Consider the following 18,080-nt stretch of genomic DNA (forward strand, 5'->3'; position numbering starts at 1 on the left):
ACGCGCGGTGTCGCTGATCGCTTCGCTCAGCGCCGCGCGTAGGTGGCGCGGCTCAGCGTGTGGCGAGCCTGTTCGAGGTGGCGGCCGGGAGCCTCGGGGCGGGCGCTGGTGTAGGACGTTGCCGTCGGTCGTAGTTCCTCGAGGAAGATCGGTTTCGAGTAGTAATAGCCCTGTGCGTAGCGGATGCGGGTCATCGCCTGCAAGTAAGCGAGCTCCTCGAACGTCTCCAGCCCTTCGGCGATCACCGTCATGCCGAGCGCTTCGCTGAGCGATTCGATCGCCCGCAGGATTCCCTGGCTGCGGGGGCGTTTGTGGATGTCGGTGATGAACGAACGGTCGATCTTGATCTCGTCGGCGGTGATGTCGGCGAGCGCCGACAGCGACGAATAGCCGATGCCGAAATCGTCGATCGAGATTCCGACGCCGATCCGGCGCAGCATCGGCAGAATCTCTTTCTGAAAATGCGACTTTGCGACGAACGCGTCCTCGGTGATTTCGACCATGAACCGCGTCGGGCATTCGGTCGCGGCCAGCGCCGCGCAGAACGAGCGCATGAAGTCCGGCGAGCCGGCCTGTCTGGCGGCGACGTTGACGCTGATGCTGGCGCGCTCGCCGAATCTGTCGTTGATCAAGTCGATCGACTTCATAATCTCGCCGAGCACCAGATGGGTGAGTTCGTCGATCAGGCCGAGTTCGACCGCGAGATCGACGAACGTCCCCGGCGCCTGGATCACGCCGTTGTCGTTGCGTAGCCGGACCAGGGCCTCGATGCCCTTGATCTCGTTGGTGCGGATGTCGACCTTGGGCTGGAACGCGCAGCAGAATCGCTTGTCGAGAATGGCCTGGCGCAGCGATTGCTCCAGCGCCATCCGCTCGAGCGCTTCGTGCTCCATCGCGGCGGTGAAGATTGCGGTGGCTCCCTTCGCCTCGCTCTTGACCCGGTACATCGCGATGTCGGCGTTCTGCCGCAGCGCCTCATAACTGCGGCCATGGTCCGGATACAGGCTGACGCCGATCGACGCCGAGGCGAACACTTCCGAGCCGTCGATGTAGAAAGGCGCCTTCAATCGCTGCAACAGGAACTCGATGTGCTCGGCGACTTCCGCCTCGCTGGTGATGGGATCGAGCAGCAGCAGGAACTCGTCGCCGCTGATCCGCGACAGCACGTCGGTCTCGCGCAGTTCCAGCGACAGCCGCTTGGCGATCCCGACCAGCAGCGCGTCTCCGACCGAATGGCCGTAGTAATCGTTGATGTGCTTGAAATTGTCGACGTCGAGAAACGCCACCGCGAAATGCTGCGGTTGCGGCTCCTCGAGCAGCGCGGTGACGTGGCGCTCCATCACGGAGCGATTGGGCAGGCCGGTGAGTTCGTCGTAATAGGCGCGCCGGAACAGCTCGTCCTCGATCGCCTTCTGATCGGTGACGTCGAGCGAGCTCGACAGCAGCAGCTTTCGGCCGGCGATTTCGAACGGCTTGTGCGCGGTCAGCAGCGCGCGCGCGGTTTCGCCGAACGCGATGCGTTCCTCCCGTGTGCCGGATCGGCCTTGCGCCAGCAGCGCGGCGCCGTCGGTGCGGCGGCGATCGAGTTGCGGATTACCGGTGGCGGCCTCTGCGGGTGCGATCCGGTATTGCGTCGCGGCGGCATCGTTGACGAAGATGAACCGGCCTTGCTCGTCTTGCACGGTGACGGCCGAGGGCAGCGCGCGCACGATCTCCTTGAACAGTCGCAGCTCCGCCGCGTCGGGGCCGGCCACCGCATCGGAAGGAGCCGCGGCAAGCGTCTCATCGTTCTCGGCGACGCCGGTCGCCGCGTTCGAGGGAGAGATTGGTTCGGCGCTCGTCATGCGCGCGAAGGATGGCGAGGTCCGCTGTAATAATGGTTAAGTGCAACCGTCAATGCCGGTACGATGCTGCATCCCTTGGGGATTTGAATCGCAGTCGAGTATTTGTCATTAACAGAGTATCAACATCCACAACGAAAATGGCGGCAGGCGATCCCTGCCGGATCAGGGAGAGGCGAAATGGGACGGCTCGACGGTAAGGTGGCGGTGATCACCGGCGCGACCAGCGGAATCGGTTGGCGGACCGCGGAGGTATTCGTCGCCGAAGGCGCCAGGATCGTGGTCGCGGGGCGCCGGGTCGCCGAAGGCGAGGCGCTGGCGGCGCAGCTCGGCTCGTCCTGTGTCTTCAAGCAGACCGACGTCACCGACGAGGCCCAGGTGCAGGCGCTGATCGGCACCGCGCTCGACCGGTTCGGGCGGCTCGACTGCCTGTTCAACAACGCCGGCGGCCCGGCGCAGACCGGCGGAGTCGAAGGTCTCGAGGTCGATCGCTTCGATGCGGCGATGGCGACGCTGGTGCGCAGCGTGATGCTCGGCATGAAGCACGCCGCGCCGGTGATGAAGAAGCAGGGCTCCGGCTCGATCATCAACAACGGCAGCATCGCCGGCCGGCTCGCCGGGTTCTCGTCGTCGCTGGTGTACGGCGCCGCCAAGGCGGCGGTGAACCACTTCACCAAATGCGTCGCGATGGAGCTCGGCGAATCCGGCGTCCGCGTCAATTCGATCTCGCCCGGCGCGATCGCCACCGGGATCTTCGGCAAGGCGCTCGGGCTGACCACCGATGCGGCCGAAAAGACTGCGGCGGTCATGCGCGAGATCTATAAGACCGCACAGCCGATTCAGCGTGCGGGGATTCCGGACGATATCGCCTACGCAGCGGTGTTTCTCGCCAGCGACGAGTCGGCCTTCATCAACGGCCACGACCTCGTGGTCGACGGCGGCATCACCGGTGGCCGCAACTGGACGGCGCAGCAGCAGGGCTACGTCGCGCTGCGCAAGGCGTTCGATCACGGCGAGGGGTGAGATAACGGCGAAGAACGCGCCCGTCATTGCGAGGAGCAAAGCCGACAAAGCGATCCAGGGCTCGGTGCCCTGAGCTCTGGATTGCGTTGCTTCGCTCTCAATGAGGGTCGAAGTTGCTCCGCGAACTACTTCGCCGGCGCCACCTGGACCCGCAGCCCGTCCTTCGGCTTTGGGATCGGCCACATCTGCCATGCGGTCTGGTAGTTCGGCGGCAGCGAAAGGTCGAGGTTCTGCAACAGGTGTACGGCGAAGCACTTCGCCTGCATGTAGGCGAAGTTGAGCCCGAGGCACATGTGGGCGCCGCCACCATAGGGAATCCAGGCGAAGCGGTGGCGGCCGCGGGAGGCGTCGTCGGTGAAGCGCAGCGGATCGAACCTGTCCGGGTTCGGCCAGATCTCCGGCATGTGGTGGGTGTACAGCGGATTGACCGCCACCATGGTGCCGGCCGGAATCGTATAGCCCTTGAAGCTGAAGGCGCGCGTCGCCCGTCGCGGCAGCGACGGCACCGGCGGCCGCAGCCGCATCGCTTCCTTGAACGCCATTTCGGTGAGCGGCAGCGCGTCGAGCTGTTCGAAGCCGATCGGCTCGCCCGGCTCCAGGCCGAGGCCGGCGATCTCCTCGCGCAGTTTCTGCTGCCATTCAGGATGCGCCGCCAGCGCGGCGACGAACGAGGTCAGCGACGAGGTCAGCGTGTCGTGCGCCGCCATCATCAGGAAGCTCATGTGATCGATGATTGCCTGGTTCGACAGCAGCGCGCCGTCGTCGTGGGTGGCGCGGCAGAGCTGCGAGAACAGATCGTCGCCGCCCCTGGCGCGGCGGATCGGAATCTGTTCGGCGAAGTAGGCGACGATGCGCTGCCGGCCCTTGACGCCGCGGGCCATCGCGGTGCCTGGCCACGGTTTGCGGATCGGCGCCACGGAGGCCGCCACCATGTCGATGAAGGCGCGGTTGACCTCCTCGGTCTCCGCGCCGATCGCGGTGCCGAGGAACGAGGTCGCGGCAAGATCGAGGGTGAGCTGCTTCATCGCCGGATAGCACAGCATTTCGCCGGGCTGGTCGCGCCACTGCGCGACCCGGCGGGCGATGCCGGCATTGAGCTCGGCCAGATAGGATTGCATCGGGCCGGCTTTGAACGCCACCGACAGGGTGCGCCGGTGCAGCCGGTGCTCGTCGAAATCGAGCATCATCAGGCCGCGCGGGAACAGCCGCCCGAGGATCGGGCCCCAGCCATGGGTCGAGGAAAACAGCTTGGTATTGTCGAACAGCACCAGCTCATTGGCTTCTGGTCCGAGCAGGGTGATCGAGGTCTCGCCAAGCACGCGGCTGCGATAGACCGGACCATAGGTCCGCCCCATCTTCTCGACCTCGCCCTTCGGATCGGCGAGCACCGCGAGGGTCCGGCCGATGATCGGCCAACCTTCGTCACCGGGAATGTGGGCGAGCGCGCTACGCTTCGGCGGCACTGGCCGAGCGACGAGTGACGAATCCGCGACCTGGATCGACATGGGGCCTCCCTGGGGCATGTTGTATCGGCCATGCGGAGGTGTGCCTCCGTTCTGCGGCGCGTTGCAGTTGAAAATAGGAGGCGTCCGCGTAGCTTGGCAAGGCCAAACCGACGCACCGAGGATTATGACGCAGCGGCCAGCGGCTGGCGCAGCGGCGGTTCGGGCGGCGCCAGGATCGTCATCGGGACGGTGACGCCGCGCAGCGGGTAGTCGCCGAGCGGCTCCAGCGGTGCGTCGATATGGGCCGCGGCCGCCGCCGTCACCAGGATGCTGCGGCCGATGCTCTTCTGCAGTGCTTCGACCCGGCTGGCTTCGTTCACGGCCGGTCCGATCACGGTGAAGTCGAGCCGTTCGGCGGCGCCGATATTGCCGAAGAACACTTCGCCCTCGTGCAGCGCGATGCCGGCGCGCAGCGGCCGCCAGCCGTCGCAGTTCACGCCCGCCGGATCGATCAGGTTGAGCCGCGACAGGCCCGCCTGCGCTTCCATCGCCGCCGTCAGCGCGGCGTTGCCGGCGGCGCGCGGATTGTCGCCGAGCGGAAACACCGCCAGCAGACCGTCGCCGATGAACTTCAGGACGTCGCCGCCGTTGCGCAGCACCGCGTCGGCGAACACCTCGAAGTAAGCGTTCAGCAGCGCGATCATGTCGTTGCCGCACAGCCGGTCGGACAAATCGGTGAAGCCGCGCAGGTCCGACATCCAGATGATGGCGCGGATCGGCTCGCCGGCGCCGCGCTTGATATCGCCGCTCAGCACCTTGGCGCCGGCCACCGGACCGAGATAGGCGCCGAGCGCGTTGATGGCGATCCGGGTCGCGACGTGACGGCCGACATGCAGGCCGAACAGCGTCAGCAGACGCTGGAACTGCGCCAGATGGTCGTCGCTGAACCCGCCGGGTTGCGTCGTCGCCAGCGTGACGGCGTGGCGAAAGCGGTCGCCGCCCATCGGCAGCGCCAGATACTCGGTGTAACCGCCGGCCGCGAGGTCGCGCATGATCGGGAATTCCGCCTGCGCGGCGGCATCCTGCGGATTGCGTCGGATTGCCTTGCCGCCCTGGAACAGGTTGTGCAGCGGGTTGAGTCGGAACGCGTCGGTATCGGCGGTCGATTGGTTGACCTGGACTTCGTCGCACAGCCCGTCGGAGGCGCGCCAGTTCCAGGCGAAGCCGAGCAATTGCGGATGCAGGGTGCGGATGTGCAGCGAGGCGCGATGCACCGGCAGCCCGACCGCGGTCATCCGCCACATCAGCGATTCGAATGTCAGCAGCATTTCCGGTTCGGCGGAGGCTTCGTGCAGCAGCCAGGTGTCCAGCTCGGCCAGCGTGATGCTGGCGGGCAGGCAGGCCCGGCCGCGCTGGCTGCGGCGGATGATGCTGACGCCGGCGGGATAGACGCGCATCGCGTCGGGTGGAGCGGTTGGATCGGTCACGCATGAACTTTCGTTGAGGATTGCGGCGGCAGCGAGCCGCGACGGCCTGCCGCACAAGGCGATCTTGCCCCGGCCGGCGGCATTCCCCATCTCACGGATGCGTTATCCCGGCTCCCTCAAGGAGCGGAAGACGCAGGAGGAGGACCATGAGTTACTTCAAGACCGCTCTCTTGCTGGCCGGCCTGACCGCGCTGTTCATGGGGGTCGGCTATCTGATCGGCGGCGCCAACGGCGCGCTGATTGCGCTCGTCGTCGCCGCGGCGATGAACATCTTCACCTATTGGAATTCCGACCGGATGGTGCTGTCGATGTACGGCGCCCACGAGGTCGACGAGCGCACCGCGCCGGATCTCTACCGGATGGTGGCGGAACTGGCCGGCCGCGCCTCGCTGCCGATGCCGCGGGTATTCATCATGGACAACCCGCAGCCGAACGCGTTCGCCACCGGCCGCAATCCGGAGAACGCCGCCGTCGCCGTGACCACCGGGTTGATGCACCAGCTTAGCCGTGAAGAACTCGCCGGCGTGGTGGCGCATGAGCTCGCGCACATCAAGAACCACGACACGCTGCTGATGACCATCACCGCGACGATCGCCGGTGCGATCTCGATGGTGGCGCAGTTCGGCATGTTCTTCGGCGGCAACCGTGAGAACAACAGCGGCCCGGGCCTGATAGGCTCGATCGCGCTGATGATCCTCGCCCCGCTCGGCGCCATGCTGGTGCAGATGGCGATCAGCCGGACCCGCGAATATGCCGCCGACGAGATGGGCGCGCGGATCTGCGGTCAGCCGATGTGGCTCGCCTCGGCGCTCGGCCGGATCGAAGCCGCCGCGCATCAGGTGCCGAACGTCGACGCCGAACGCTCGCCGGCGACCGCGCACATGTTCATCATCAACCCGCTGTCGGGGCAGGGCATGGACAATCTGTTCGCCACCCACCCGTCCACCGACAACCGGATCGCGGCGTTGCAGCGGCTCGCCGCCGAAATCGGCGGTTCGGCCCGCTCGGCGCCGGCGTTCGCGCGCAGCAGCGCTGCGCCCTGGAGCGGCACCCCGCGCGGCACCGGCCGCAGCCCCTGGGGGGGCCAGCCGCGTGGCCGAGGTCCGTGGGGTTAGTCCCTGCCAAGTGATCGATGCTTCGAAGGCCCCGGTTTGCCGGGGCCTTCTTGCTGATCGGTGAACTTCATCCGTCATTGTGAGGAGCCGAAGGCGACGAAGCAATCCAGCCGCTTTGTGCGCGTGCTTCCTGGATTGCTTCGCTGCGCTCGCAATGACGCCGAGAGACTGTTGCCGAGCGACGGCTGTTTACCTGACTGGTAATCGACCCGATGATGGCGGGCTGCGAACGTGAGGCAGCTCAAGCCTCGCCGGGATTCGTCGCCATGCACACGACCGTCACCGCAACGATCGATACCTCCCGCCGCTGGCGGGTGCTGGCGATCGTGGTCGCCGCGCAGTTCATGTTCGGGGTCGATGCCTTTATCGTCAACGTCGCGCTGCCGACGATCTCAACCGAACTCGGCGCGTCATCGTCGCAGCTCGAGGCGGTGATCGCGATCTACCTGATCGGCTATGCGACGCTGATCGTCACCGGCGGCCGGCTCGGCGATATCTTCGGCACCAAGACGGTGTTCCTGCTCGGTGTCGCTGGCTTCACGTTCACTTCGCTGTGGTGCGGGCTGGCGCGCTCCGGTCCCGAGCTGATCCTGGCGCGGCTGGCGCAGGGCACCACGGCGGCGTTCATGGTGCCGCAGGTGCTGGCGACGCTGCACGTTCTGTTTCCGGACGCAGCGCGCGCCAAGGCGTTTGCGATTTACGGCACCGTGCTGGGGCTTGCCGGCGCCACCGGCTTTGCGCTCGGCGGCCTGTTGGTGACGCTCGATCTCGGCGGCTTCGGCTGGCGTTCGATCTTCTACGTCAATGGTCCGGTTGGGCTGATCATCATCGCGGCCGCCGCCAGGGTGATGCCGCAGACGCCGCAGCGGCCGGGCACGCGGCTCGATCTCGGCGGTGCCGTGATCCTGTTCGCCGGCCTTGTCTGCGTGATCGGCCCGTTGCTGTTCGGCCGCGATGTCGGCTGGGCCGGCTGGGTCTGGGCCGTGATGGCCGGCGGCGGCGCGATGCTGGCGCTGTTCCTGCGCTACGAGCGCCGCATCGCTGCGCATGGCGGCATGCCAGTGGTCGACCTGACGCTGCTCGCCGATCGCGCTTTCGTCCGCGGCCTCGGCGCGGTGTTCTGCTTCTTCTTCGCTAATCAGTCGTTCTATCTGGTGATGACGCTGTACATGCAGCTCGAGCTGAACGTGCCGCCGCTGCAGGCCGGCTTGGTGTTCCTGCCGCTGGCACTGGCCTTCGTAATCGCGTCGCGGCATTCCGGGGCGCGGGCCCGGCGCCGCGGCGCGCTGGTGCTGATCGAGGGCTGCCTGCTGCAGATCGCCGGTCTCGGCCTGATCGCCGTAACGGTGACGGTGATCGCGACCCCGACGCCGTTCGAGCTGGCGCTGGCGCTGCTTGTCGCCGGCTACGGCCAGGGGCTGGTGATGGCGCCGCTGTCGGGCGTGGTGCTGTCGAGCGTGCAGGCGACCAGCGCGGGCTCGGGCTCGGGTCTGTATGGCACCACCACGCAGATCGCAAGCGCGGCCGGCGTCGCGGCGCTCGGCTCGGTGTACTTCACGCTGGCGCAAAACGGCTCGGGCCGTCTGGCGCTGCTTGGCGCGCTGGCGCTGCTCGGGCTCGCGATCGCCGGCTGCATCGGGCTGCTGCGCTGGATGCGCCGCGCCGTGGTGGTGGCGGCTTAAGCCGGCACGTTCTCGGCGAGGCACGCCACAGCCGCGTCGACGCCGCCGCGGCTGTGCGGGATGCCGAGCGCGGTCAGCGCCATCTCGATCACGCCGAGCGTGCCGAGCACCATCGGGGCGTTGACGTGGCCCATATGGGCGATGCGGAATGCCTTGTTCTGCAATTCGCCGATGCCGACGCCGAGCACCACGCCGCATTTGTCCTTGCAGTAGTGATGCAGCGCCGCGATGTCGTGACCCCCGGCGGCCCGCACCGTGGTGACGGTGTCGGCGCGTTCGTCCGGGTGCTCGATGTTGAATCCGAGAACGTTGCCTTCGGACCAGACGTCCACGGCCCGGCGCACCGCGCCGGCGAGCAGATGATGACGCCGGAAGGTGTTGTCGAGCCCTTCGGCGAACAGAATGTCGAGCGCCTTGCGCAGCGCGAACAACAGATGCACCGGGGCCGTGCCGGCGTATTTCTGGTAATGCTCCGGTCCGTCGCGCTCGCTCCAATCCCAATACGGCGTGCGCAGGCCGGCGCGCTGGTGCACGGCGCGGGCGCGGTCGCCGACCGCGACAAACGAAAGCCCGGGCGGCGACATCAGTCCCTTCTGCGACGCCGACATCGCCACATCGATGCCCCATGCGTCCATCTCGAACGGCATGCAGCCGAGCGACGCCACCGCGTCGACCATGAACAGCGCCGGATGGTCCGCCGCCTTGATGGCGCGGCCGATCGCTTCGAGATCGTTGCGGGCGCTGGAGGCGGTGTCGACCTGCACCACCACGATCGCCTTGATGGCGTGCTCGGTGTCGCGGCGCAGCCGCGCTTCCACCTCATCGGGGCGGACCGCGCGGCGCCAGTCGCCTTGCAGCACTTCGACGTCGCAGCCCATCGCGCGGGCCGCGTTGCCCCAGCCGACCGCAAATCGTCCGCTTTCCAGCACCAGCACCTTGTCGCCGCGCGACAGCACGTTACTGATCACCGCCTCCCAGGCGCCGTGGCCGTTGGCGATGTAGATGTAGGACCTGCCCTTGGTGGCGAACAGCCGGCTGAGATCCGTCAGAAGCCCCTCGCTCAGCGTCACCATTTCTTTCGAATAGATGTCGAGCGCCGGGCGGTGCATCGCCTGCAGCACCTCGTCGGGCATGGTGGTGGGGCCGGGAATCGCCAAGAATTCCCGTCCGGCGCTGACGACCATGATGCTTGTCCCTGTGATGAGAGGTTGCGCGACCATGCCGGGCCGCGGAGCCGATTTCAAGGCGCGGTCGTGCCGGGCTCGATTGCGCTCGTGACGGTGCGGAAGATCTGGTCCTTGATCTCGGTGGCCAGCGGGCTCGGCAGAATTTCGGCCGGGCTTCCGCGCTTCTTGCAGCCTTCGGCCAGCCGCAGGATCCAAACCTCGCCATCGGTGTAGTACAAATCGCCTTCGCCGTTACGGCCGACGATGGTCGGGCCGACGCCGGTGATCTGATATTTCGCGTCGACCATCGCGGCGGCTTCCAGATCGGCGGCGAATTGGTCGCGCTCGGCGTCGATATCGGGGGCGATGTGATGCGTCACCGCGCCGGTATAGTGGCTGACGCCGACGCCGCGGTCGAAGGTGGCGCTGCCGAGCCAGACCGGGCGGCCTTCCTGGCCGCTGTCGAGCACTTTCCACAACCGCACATGATTGCGCCGGTCGGCGCTGCGCCCGTCGGGTTTCTCGAATGCCAGATCCTCGCGGCGGTCGAGGTAGTACAGGCTCGACACCGGCGCGTCCGGATAGGGGCGGTCGAGCAGCACGCTGCCGGCGATCGCGATCGAGGAGCGCAGCGTGATCGGATCGGCCGGGTGCCAGTTCGCCGCCAGGATCGCGCAGACGACCTCGTGCTGATCGCCGATCAGCCCGACATTGATCGGATCGCCAGGAATGCCCTGCGCGGTGCGGGTCACCATCGGCATGTCGGCGAGCCGGCGCTGATGTTCGTAATGGGTCCAGAACAGCGGCAGCGCCATATAGGCGAGGATCGCGTAGCAGCCGATCAGCACCACCGAGATCTGCCAAGCCCGCCGCAGCCGGCGTCTGCGCGGCCGCTGCGGATGCGACGGATCGTGTGCTGTCTGCTTCAACGTTCGTCCCCGAAGGTCGGCCTTGCGGACTAACGCCGCGTTTCGCGGCAGCCGGCGGCTTCGGCTTCCTCGACCGAGCAGAACCAGCGGGTGCCCTTGCTGATCTTCATCCGGATCTTTGCGTACCAGCGGCTGGTCGGCTTATGGTAGATGCAGAACCCGGATTTGTTGACGTTCCCCTTGATTGTGCAATCCGGCGACGGCGCCACCGGACCGGAGGCCGAGGCGAGCAAGGTCCGCCGGGCATCTTTCGGCGGCTTGGTGGCGCCCAGAATCGGAGTCTTGCTGCTGCGCACCCGCCACGCCCAGGGCGCGATGAACGAGCCCTGCCACAGCCCGACCTTGGCGTCGCGCGCCGCCTTCTCATCCGGCTCATAGGCACGCGAATGCTGCAGATAGGCCAGCGCCCAGCCGCTCTTCACCATCCATTGGGCGATATCTTCGCCGTCGACGTCGCATTTGGCGATCGCGCGGCCGGCCTTGTCGACACGCTGGACATGGCAGATCCAGCTCTTTCCGGCGGTATGCTGAACCAGCGCGTCGCGTGCGGCGACCCCGCAGGTCCAGCGGTCGCCCTTCGGATTGAGACAGAGCTGATCCAGCCCGGGTGCGTCGATGCCGGCGAGGCGGATGCGTGTCTTGCCGATCAGCGCATGGTCGCCGTCTCGGATCTTTGGCACGCCGCTGACGTCGGCGGCCTGTGCCGTCACCGGCAGATGCAGGAGTAGAAGCGGCAGCAGCCATTTGATCAGCTTGACCATGCGTCGACCTTCCCGGCAGTCATCCTTGCCGCTCACCAGGTTCGCCGATTGTGCTGAATCTTGGGCCGCCGGGCCAGCGCCGCGGCCATGCGGTGCTTCAACTTCGCGCGAAGCTCAGCTTTGGTGCGCCGGCTGCAGCAGCGCCTTGCGGGCCAGCGCCAAGCCCATCAGCACGAATGCAGAGGTCACTTCCGGCCCGCCGACCAGGATGCGGGTCGGCGTTTTCATCTTGTTCCATTCATAGGCCTTGAACGGGGCGCGGCCGCCGCCTTCGCCGAGATGGCTCAGGATGCAATGCAGGGCCGGCGCGAATTGCGCAGGATCGCCGCCGAGATGGCCGAGCGCGATCAGCGCCAGCGCGGCGTCGAACACGTTCATCTCCTTGGCGATCAGTTCGTCCTGCACGTAGGCCAGCACGCGCTGCCGGATCGCTTCGAACACGCCGTCCGGATCGATCGTTCGCCTGGCGGTCTCGTCCAGCGCCCGGAACGCTGCGTAGCAGCGGCCGAAATACGCGCAATACAGTTCGGGCAGATAGTAGACGTGTGATTTCGGATCGGCGAATGCGCCGCTCGCCACCAGCCGGCGCTGGAAATCGACGATGCGGCGCACCGTCTCCAGCCGTGCCGGAGTCTCGACGATCCGCCAGCGCGCGCAGTTGCGGAAGCTGACCTCGAGCACGTCGAGATTGAGTGTCGGGTCGAGGTCGTTGCCGAACGGGCGCTCGCCGGCCAGGCTGTCGATCCAGGTGACGATGCCGCCGTCGTAGTCGACATTGTCGTTGAGCGGCACCGTGACCATCGGCGCGTTGGCGCCCGCGCGCACCTGATAGGTGCGATAGAAGTCGATCAGCGGCTGATCGATGATCGGATCGGACGAATTCGCCTGGGTCGCGGCCGAAATCGAGCAGGCGGTGGTGTCGCAGTCCGGAACGTAGACGCCGAAACCGAGGTTGTGTTTGACCTTGGTGAAGAACCGGGAAAACCGCGGATGCGGCGGCGGCGCCAGTGCGGTGATCACGTCGAACGGCTCGCCGTCCGGCGTGCGCACTCGCTCGCGGCTGGTCTTCAGGCAGAACTCGGCCATGTCGGCGATGATCCGCCGCGCCGCCCGGGTGTCGTCGGGCGTGCCGAGACCGGTATCGATGAAGCCGAGCAGCGCCTCGATGTAGAACGCGTCGTAATAGGCCGAGCGATGGCGGATCTGCACCGGCGACCACATCGGCTCCGCAATCCCGCGCCAGCGCGGATTGATCACACCTGCGGCCGGCGAGCGGGCGATGAACACCCGCGCCAGATTGAACAGCAGCGTCGAATTCTTGTAGCTGCGCGCATTCAGCCCGGTCAGCGCCGCCAGGAACGCGCGGCCGTCGAAATCCGGATCGCCGATCAGATTGAACGCCGCGTAGGCCGGGATGAAACCGTTGCGGCTCCATGATTGCAGCAAATGATCGCCGCAGGCACGGATCGCGCTGTCGATATCGGCGAGGCGCGGCGTCTGCGGCGGCGCCACCCAAACCGGCGGATGCGGGTGCTCCAGCCTGACGCTGTCGATCAGCTCTGCGATCGGTGCCCCGATCGCAGCCCAATCCGGCTCTGCGTCGTCGCGGGCGCTGATTAGTGCGTCGCGAAGGCTGCGGAATCGAACCGGATCCTTGAGCTCCGGCAGCCCGGCCTTGCGCAGCAGCGGTCGGAGCACCGGGTTGCCGAGCGCGGTGTTGTAGAATTTGGAGATGTGCGGGTCGCCGTGCTTGTGGCCGCGGAACACCGGGTCGCACAGGTCGTACAGCGTCGGCGCTTCCTTCCGGGCGGTCAGCGCGCGGTACGCCGCGCCGGCCATCTTCAGCACATCCATGATCGTCTTCCGCGCGCCTGAACGTCTTCCAGTCATTGAGGAATTGCATGGACGGGCGGGGATTACAAACCGCCGCGTCCGGCTTCGCCCCTGATCCGGATCGTCAAGGCGTAAGACAGAACAGAACGCCCGCCAAAGATGAAAATTGTCGCAGTACAGATCAGTGAAGCATTCGCGGCGCTGCGTGATGTTCCTCGCGGTTGTCGCGATGGAGCGCCGGTTGAATAGCAAAGATCAGCGGTACGGCAGGGCAGGAGGGCTGTCCTCGTTCGACGGTCGGAGTTCCTGATCGCTTGCCGGAGCGAGCTGAACTGTTTAATGAATTGTTATTGTGCGGCGCCGCAAATTGAGCGCAATTCATAAGCAGAAGACCCGGTCATCCCCTGAACCTGAACGGTAGCGATGCGACGAATGCCTGCGCGCGCCGATAAGGACGATTGACGATGAAGATCCGGTTGCATCGCTTGTCACGGCGGACCCTTACCGCGGCAACGGCCTTGGTGGGCGTCGTGTCGCTGGCGATCGGTGCGAATGCGGCGTTGAACAAGCGTCCGGTCGAATCCGCCGGCGCTGCCGCGACGGCCACCGAACAGGCAACCGCGACCTCGTCACGGCTGGCGCTGGTGATCGGCAACGCTCATTACCCCGATGCCGCAGCGCCGCTGGTCCAGCCGATCAACGATGCCCGTGCGCTCAGCGCCAGGCTGCGCGGCGACGGCTACGACGTCGACATGATCGAGGACGCCCGCCGCGACGATATTCTGCGTGCGGTTCAACGCCTCAAGGCGCGCGCGCGCAAGGACGCGACCGTGATGCTGTTCTTCGGCGGCTACGGCATCCAGTCCGGCCGCGACAATTACATGATCCCGGTCGACGCCAAGATCTGGACCGAGATGGACGTGCGCCGCAGCGGCGTCAGCGTCGAGCAGGTGCTGGCGGAGATCAGGGCCGCCGGCGCAAACGTCAATCTCGCGGTGCTCGATGCCTCGCGCCGCAATCCCTTCGAGCGCCGCTTCCGCACCTATTCGCACGGACTGGCGCCGATCGAGACGCCCGCCAATGCGCTGGTGATGTCGGCGGCGACGCCGGGTCAGGTCGCGGACGACAATGACGGCGCCCACAGCGTACTGGTCGGGGAATTGCTCAGCTCGCTGGCGTCGCCCGCAGGCGCCGAGGCAGCGTTCGCCCAGGCGCGGGCGGCGGTGATCAAGGCGACCAACGGCGCCCAGGTGCCGTCGATGACTTCGTCGCTGGTCGCGGACGTGCCGCTGGTGCCGATCGCTGATGCGACGCCCGACACCGGCGGCTGAGCAGCCTTCCGCACATCATCCTGGCTGAAACGAAAAGACCTGACGCGGCGCCCGCGTCAGGTCTTTGGTTTGAGCAGATGCTGTGATGGCTCAGTTGGACTGCAGCACGAAGCGGCGGTTGTCCTTCTGCACCGGACGGGCGTTCATCGGATACAGCTTGGCGAACGCCGCGACGTCCTCGGCAGCGACCGTGATCGGATCGGTCAGCACCATCCAGTCGACGATCTCCGAGCACGGCGGCGTGGTCAGCGAGCCTTCGTAGCGATAGTAGCTGAGCTTGGCCGGCAGCAGCGCATTCGGGTTGATCGCTGCGTCGGCCTTCACCGCCGGTCCCTCGCTGTGCGGCATGGTCGCGACGATCTTGGCGAAAGCCGCGTTGCTGGCGCCTTCCTGCATCAGCACACCGACCACGCCGAGCGTGCCGGAATCCATACGGTGGACGAAGTGCACTTCCATCGGGAACGACTTGCCGTCGATCAGGTGTTCGCTCGGACGATGGAAATGGAATTGCACCAGCTTGAAGGTCGCGCCACCGAGCTTGAGCGTCGAGCCCTCTGCCATGTTGAGCTGGATGGTGTGGCCGTTGTTGACGATGGTGTCGGCCGTGTCGGCCCACTGCACCTGCAGCGGAAACAGGTTGGCGCCGACGGTCGAGCGAATGTCGACCGGCGATTGCTGCACGCCGATCGAGCAAATCTGGTTGGCGGGATCTAGCTCGCCCCATTTCGCCGGAGCGCCGTCGCCTTCGTAGCCCCAATGATGGGCGCCTTCGGCGGCGACGCCTGCGGTGGTGCAAAGGGGGCATAGAGCGAGGCCGGCAAAGGCCTTCAGGATATTGCGACGGTCCATCGGACGTCTCCCGGGTTGCTGCGCGGAACCAGCATTGCGCGGCTCGGGAGAAAAAGTGAAGTGGGACGAATGAACGATGACGGTGTCTTTTTACTGACTGGCCCAGACGATGCGGCCGATCCATTCGACCTCCGACGGCGCAAACGTCCGGTCCGGGTGACTGGGATTGAGCGACGCCAATTCGATGACCTTGGCGGTGCGCCGCTTCAATTCCTTCACCATCACTTCGCCCTTGGTGGTCTTCACCACCACCCGGTCGCCGCGGTGCACCGCGGCGCTGGGCGAAACCACGACGATGTCACCGTGGCGATAGGCCGGCTTCATCGAATCCCCGGAGATCTGCAGCGCGTAGGCGTGCTCGTCGCTGATCGACGGCAGGCCGATCTCCTCCCAGCCCTTGCCGACCGGAAAGCCGCCGTCGTCGAAATAACCGCCGGAGCCGGCTTGGGCGAGGCCGAGCAGCGGCACCGACTGCACCACCCGGGGACGGTCGTGGATCAGTTGCACGAAAGTATCGATCGCGGTGTTGGTGGCCTGCAGCGCCTTGGCGACTGACTCGGTCGACGGCCAGCGTTCGCGGCCGTCGTTGGTGATCCGTTTCGACTTGTTGAAGGTGGTCGGATCGAGGCCGGACTTCTTGGCGAGTCCCGAGGGAGACAGGCCGGACCGCTCGGCCAGCCGGTCGAGCGCAGTCCAGATCTGATCGTGCGTCAGCATTTGCATCGGAGGCACCCGAATGCGCCGTTGCTTCGGCGAGGCGAAACGAACTTTATACTAGGAATTATTGCCTTAATTGGCGTCGATATGCAATCCTGTCCGGCAACAAAAACACAAGCTCTTGCGGAGCCTCGGAGCGGCCGATACGGTCGAGCCGAGGTTCGGCCGATGGCCGGGCGACCGAATGCGCGCGGGTCCGCTATGCGGGATTCGATTTTGCGCTTCCGACGTGCGCAACTTATTGTTTCAGCGGATGTTTCGGTCGCCCAGAAATTTGCGGGACCGATCGCCGCCGCCCCTGGAACCAGCCGCAAAGACGGGAACTCGCGCCGTTGCGCACGATTTACAAGATTTGTGACGCCGCGGCCTGGCGCGACGCCGAACGGGCCGCGGTCTACCGGGGCAGTGCCGACGACGCCCGCGACGGCTTCATCCATTTTTCGACGGCGCCGCAGCTCGCCGGGACGCTCGCCAGGCATTATGCCGGCAAGGCCGATCTGAAGCTGATCGCGGTCGACGCCGCTGCTCTCGGAGACAGGCTGCGCTGGGAGCCTTCACGTGGCGGCGAATTGTTTCCGCATCTCTATGGCGAGTTGCCGATATCGGCGGTGACCGGCGTGCAGGATCTCGCCACCCGCCCCGATGGCAGCCATCTGGTGCCGGAGCTCGCGCCGTGATCCGCGCTTTCGATGCCGTCTCGCTGCCGCTGCTGCGCTGGCTCGATCCGGAAGACGCGCACCGGCTGGCGATCCAGGGCCTTAAACTGTGGCCGCCGGCCAAGCCGCGTCCCGACAATCCCCGGCTCGCGGTGCGCGCCTTCGGCCTGAACTTCCCCAATCCGGTCGGAATCGCCGCCGGCTTCGACAAGAACGCCGAGGCGCCGGATGCGCTGCTGCGGCTCGGCTTCGGCTTCGTCGAGGTCGGCACGGTGACGCCGAAGCCGCAGGCCGGCAATCCGCGGCCGCGGCTGTTCCGGCTGGAGCGCGACGAAGCTGTTATCAACCGCATGGGCTTCAACAACGACGGCGCCGAGGTGGTGCTGCGCCGGCTCGCGGCGCGCGCCCAATATGGCGGCATCGTCGGGGTCAATGTCGGGGCCAACAAGGACAGCGACGATCGGGTGGCGGACTACGTCAAGCTGATCGAGACCTTCGCGCCGCTGGCCAGCTACTTCACCGTCAACGTGTCGTCGCCAAACACGCCGGGCCTGCGCAATCTGCAGCAGGCCGCCGCGCTCGACGATCTGCTGGCGCGGGTGATCGACGCCCGCGAGCGGGTGCGGGCGGCTGCGGGCGATACCCCGGTGCTGCTCAAGATCGCGCCCGATCTGTCGCTCGGCGAACTCGACGACGTCGTGCACATCGCAAGGTCGCGGCGGGTCGACGGCATGATCGTCGCCAACACCACATTGTCGCGCTCGCCGACCTTGCGCGACCGGACCCGGATCGGCGAGCAGGGCGGGTTGTCCGGCCGGCCGCTGTTCCGACTGTCGACCCGGATGGTTGCGGAGACCTATGTGCGCGCCGAGGGTGCGTTCCCGCTGATCGGCGTCGGCGGCATCGATTCCGGCGGCGCCGCGCTGACCAAGATCCGCGCCGGCGCGACGCTGGTCCAGTTGTACTCGGCGCTGGTCTACAAGGGGCTTGGTCTTGTCGAAAGCATCAAGGCCGACCTCGCCTCGACGCTGCTCCGCACCGGCCGCGATTCGCTGGCCGAAATCGTCGGCGCCGACGCCCCGATGATTACTGCCGAAGAGTGGCCGGTCTGAGCGTTCGACGTTCTGCTACTCACACCCCCCGTCATTCCGGGGCGCTCGCGCAGCGAGCGAACCCGGAATCCCGCAGTTACCTGGCCGAGAAGTCTGTCCCGCTGAATCGCTGTAGTGCCCAGAATCTCCAGAT

The 18,080-nt window shown here is 66.5% G+C and carries 15 protein-coding genes; 6 read left to right on the top strand and 9 right to left on the bottom strand.

Annotation, left to right across the window (positions count from 1 at the left end; genetic code table 11):
* Positions 1-26: 26 nt before the first annotated feature.
* Positions 27-1,844 (bottom strand): putative bifunctional diguanylate cyclase/phosphodiesterase, encoded by a 1,818-nt coding sequence (locus FLL57_RS00080; protein ID WP_142881810.1) that lies wholly within the window; start codon positions 1,842-1,844, stop codon positions 27-29.
* A gap of 177 nt (positions 1,845-2,021) precedes the next feature.
* Here FLL57_RS00080 and FLL57_RS00085 point away from each other — a divergent pair, with 177 nt between their 5' ends.
* Positions 2,022-2,864, top strand: coding sequence for an SDR family NAD(P)-dependent oxidoreductase (locus tag FLL57_RS00085; RefSeq protein ID WP_142881811.1), 843 nt, complete (start codon positions 2,022-2,024; stop codon positions 2,862-2,864).
* A gap of 125 nt (positions 2,865-2,989) precedes the next feature.
* On the opposite strand, the gene FLL57_RS00090 is transcribed toward FLL57_RS00085, so the two are convergent.
* Complete coding sequence (locus FLL57_RS00090) at positions 2,990-4,369, bottom strand: cytochrome P450 (RefSeq protein ID WP_142881812.1); 1,380 nt, start codon at positions 4,367-4,369, stop codon at positions 2,990-2,992.
* Between the two features lie 122 nt (positions 4,370-4,491).
* Entirely contained in the window at positions 4,492-5,796 is a 1,305-nt protein-coding gene (locus tag FLL57_RS00095; protein WP_235677184.1) for an adenylate/guanylate cyclase domain-containing protein, read from the bottom strand.
* 146 nt (positions 5,797-5,942) lie between these two features.
* Between FLL57_RS00095 and htpX the strand changes: the two genes are divergently transcribed.
* Together htpX and FLL57_RS00105 are read left to right on the top strand one after the other, a co-directional pair.
* The gene (gene htpX, locus FLL57_RS00100; RefSeq protein ID WP_013500734.1) at positions 5,943-6,911 is read left to right on the top strand and encodes a zinc metalloprotease HtpX; all 969 of its coding nucleotides are present in this window, start codon (positions 5,943-5,945) and stop codon (positions 6,909-6,911) included.
* Between the two features lie 266 nt (positions 6,912-7,177).
* A complete protein-coding gene (locus FLL57_RS00105; RefSeq protein WP_142881814.1) occupies positions 7,178-8,593 on the top strand; it encodes an MFS transporter in 1,416 nt (471 codons plus the stop codon).
* Here FLL57_RS00105 and FLL57_RS00110 read toward each other — a convergent pair.
* The 4 genes from FLL57_RS00110 to FLL57_RS00125 form a co-directional block, all read right to left on the bottom strand.
* Positions 8,590-9,777, bottom strand: coding sequence for a pyridoxal-phosphate-dependent aminotransferase family protein (locus tag FLL57_RS00110; protein ID WP_142881815.1), 1,188 nt, complete (start codon positions 9,775-9,777; stop codon positions 8,590-8,592). The two genes, FLL57_RS00105 and FLL57_RS00110, sit on opposite strands and share 4 nt — an antisense overlap.
* A 56-nt stretch (positions 9,778-9,833) precedes the next feature.
* Positions 9,834-10,688 (bottom strand): LssY C-terminal domain-containing protein, encoded by an 855-nt coding sequence (locus FLL57_RS00115; protein WP_142881816.1) that lies wholly within the window; start codon positions 10,686-10,688, stop codon positions 9,834-9,836.
* Between the two features lie 29 nt (positions 10,689-10,717).
* The gene (locus FLL57_RS00120; protein ID WP_142881817.1) at positions 10,718-11,449 is read right to left on the bottom strand and encodes a thermonuclease family protein; all 732 of its coding nucleotides are present in this window, start codon (positions 11,447-11,449) and stop codon (positions 10,718-10,720) included.
* Positions 11,450-11,563: 114 nt separating this feature from the next.
* Entirely contained in the window at positions 11,564-13,303 is a 1,740-nt protein-coding gene (locus tag FLL57_RS00125; RefSeq protein WP_142881818.1) for a hypothetical protein, read from the bottom strand.
* Positions 13,304-13,746: 443 nt separating this feature from the next.
* Between FLL57_RS00125 and FLL57_RS00130 the strand changes: the two genes are divergently transcribed.
* On the top strand, positions 13,747-14,613 hold the full coding sequence (locus tag FLL57_RS00130) for a caspase family protein (protein ID WP_142881819.1): 867 nt from the start codon (positions 13,747-13,749) through the stop codon (positions 14,611-14,613).
* A gap of 90 nt (positions 14,614-14,703) precedes the next feature.
* On the opposite strand, the gene FLL57_RS00135 is transcribed toward FLL57_RS00130, so the two are convergent.
* Positions 14,704-15,462, bottom strand: a complete 759-nt coding sequence (locus FLL57_RS00135; RefSeq protein ID WP_142881820.1) for a carbonic anhydrase — start codon at positions 15,460-15,462, stop codon at positions 14,704-14,706.
* Positions 15,463-15,552: 90 nt separating this feature from the next.
* On the bottom strand, positions 15,553-16,185 hold the full coding sequence (locus FLL57_RS00140; protein ID WP_234713376.1) for a S24 family peptidase: 633 nt from the start codon (positions 16,183-16,185) through the stop codon (positions 15,553-15,555).
* Between the two features lie 326 nt (positions 16,186-16,511).
* Here FLL57_RS00140 and FLL57_RS00145 point away from each other — a divergent pair, with 326 nt between their 5' ends.
* Entirely contained in the window at positions 16,512-16,856 is a 345-nt protein-coding gene (locus tag FLL57_RS00145) for a DUF952 domain-containing protein (protein WP_142881821.1), read from the top strand.
* Positions 16,853-17,947, top strand: a complete 1,095-nt coding sequence (locus FLL57_RS00150; RefSeq protein WP_047309267.1) for a quinone-dependent dihydroorotate dehydrogenase — start codon at positions 16,853-16,855, stop codon at positions 17,945-17,947. Before FLL57_RS00145 ends, FLL57_RS00150 begins: the two co-directional genes overlap by 4 nt.
* Positions 17,948-18,080: the final 133 nt, after the last annotated feature.

The sequence above is a fragment of the Rhodopseudomonas palustris genome, from assembly GCF_007005445.1.
GTDB classification, from domain to species: Bacteria; Pseudomonadota; Alphaproteobacteria; order Rhizobiales; family Xanthobacteraceae; genus Rhodopseudomonas; species Rhodopseudomonas palustris_G.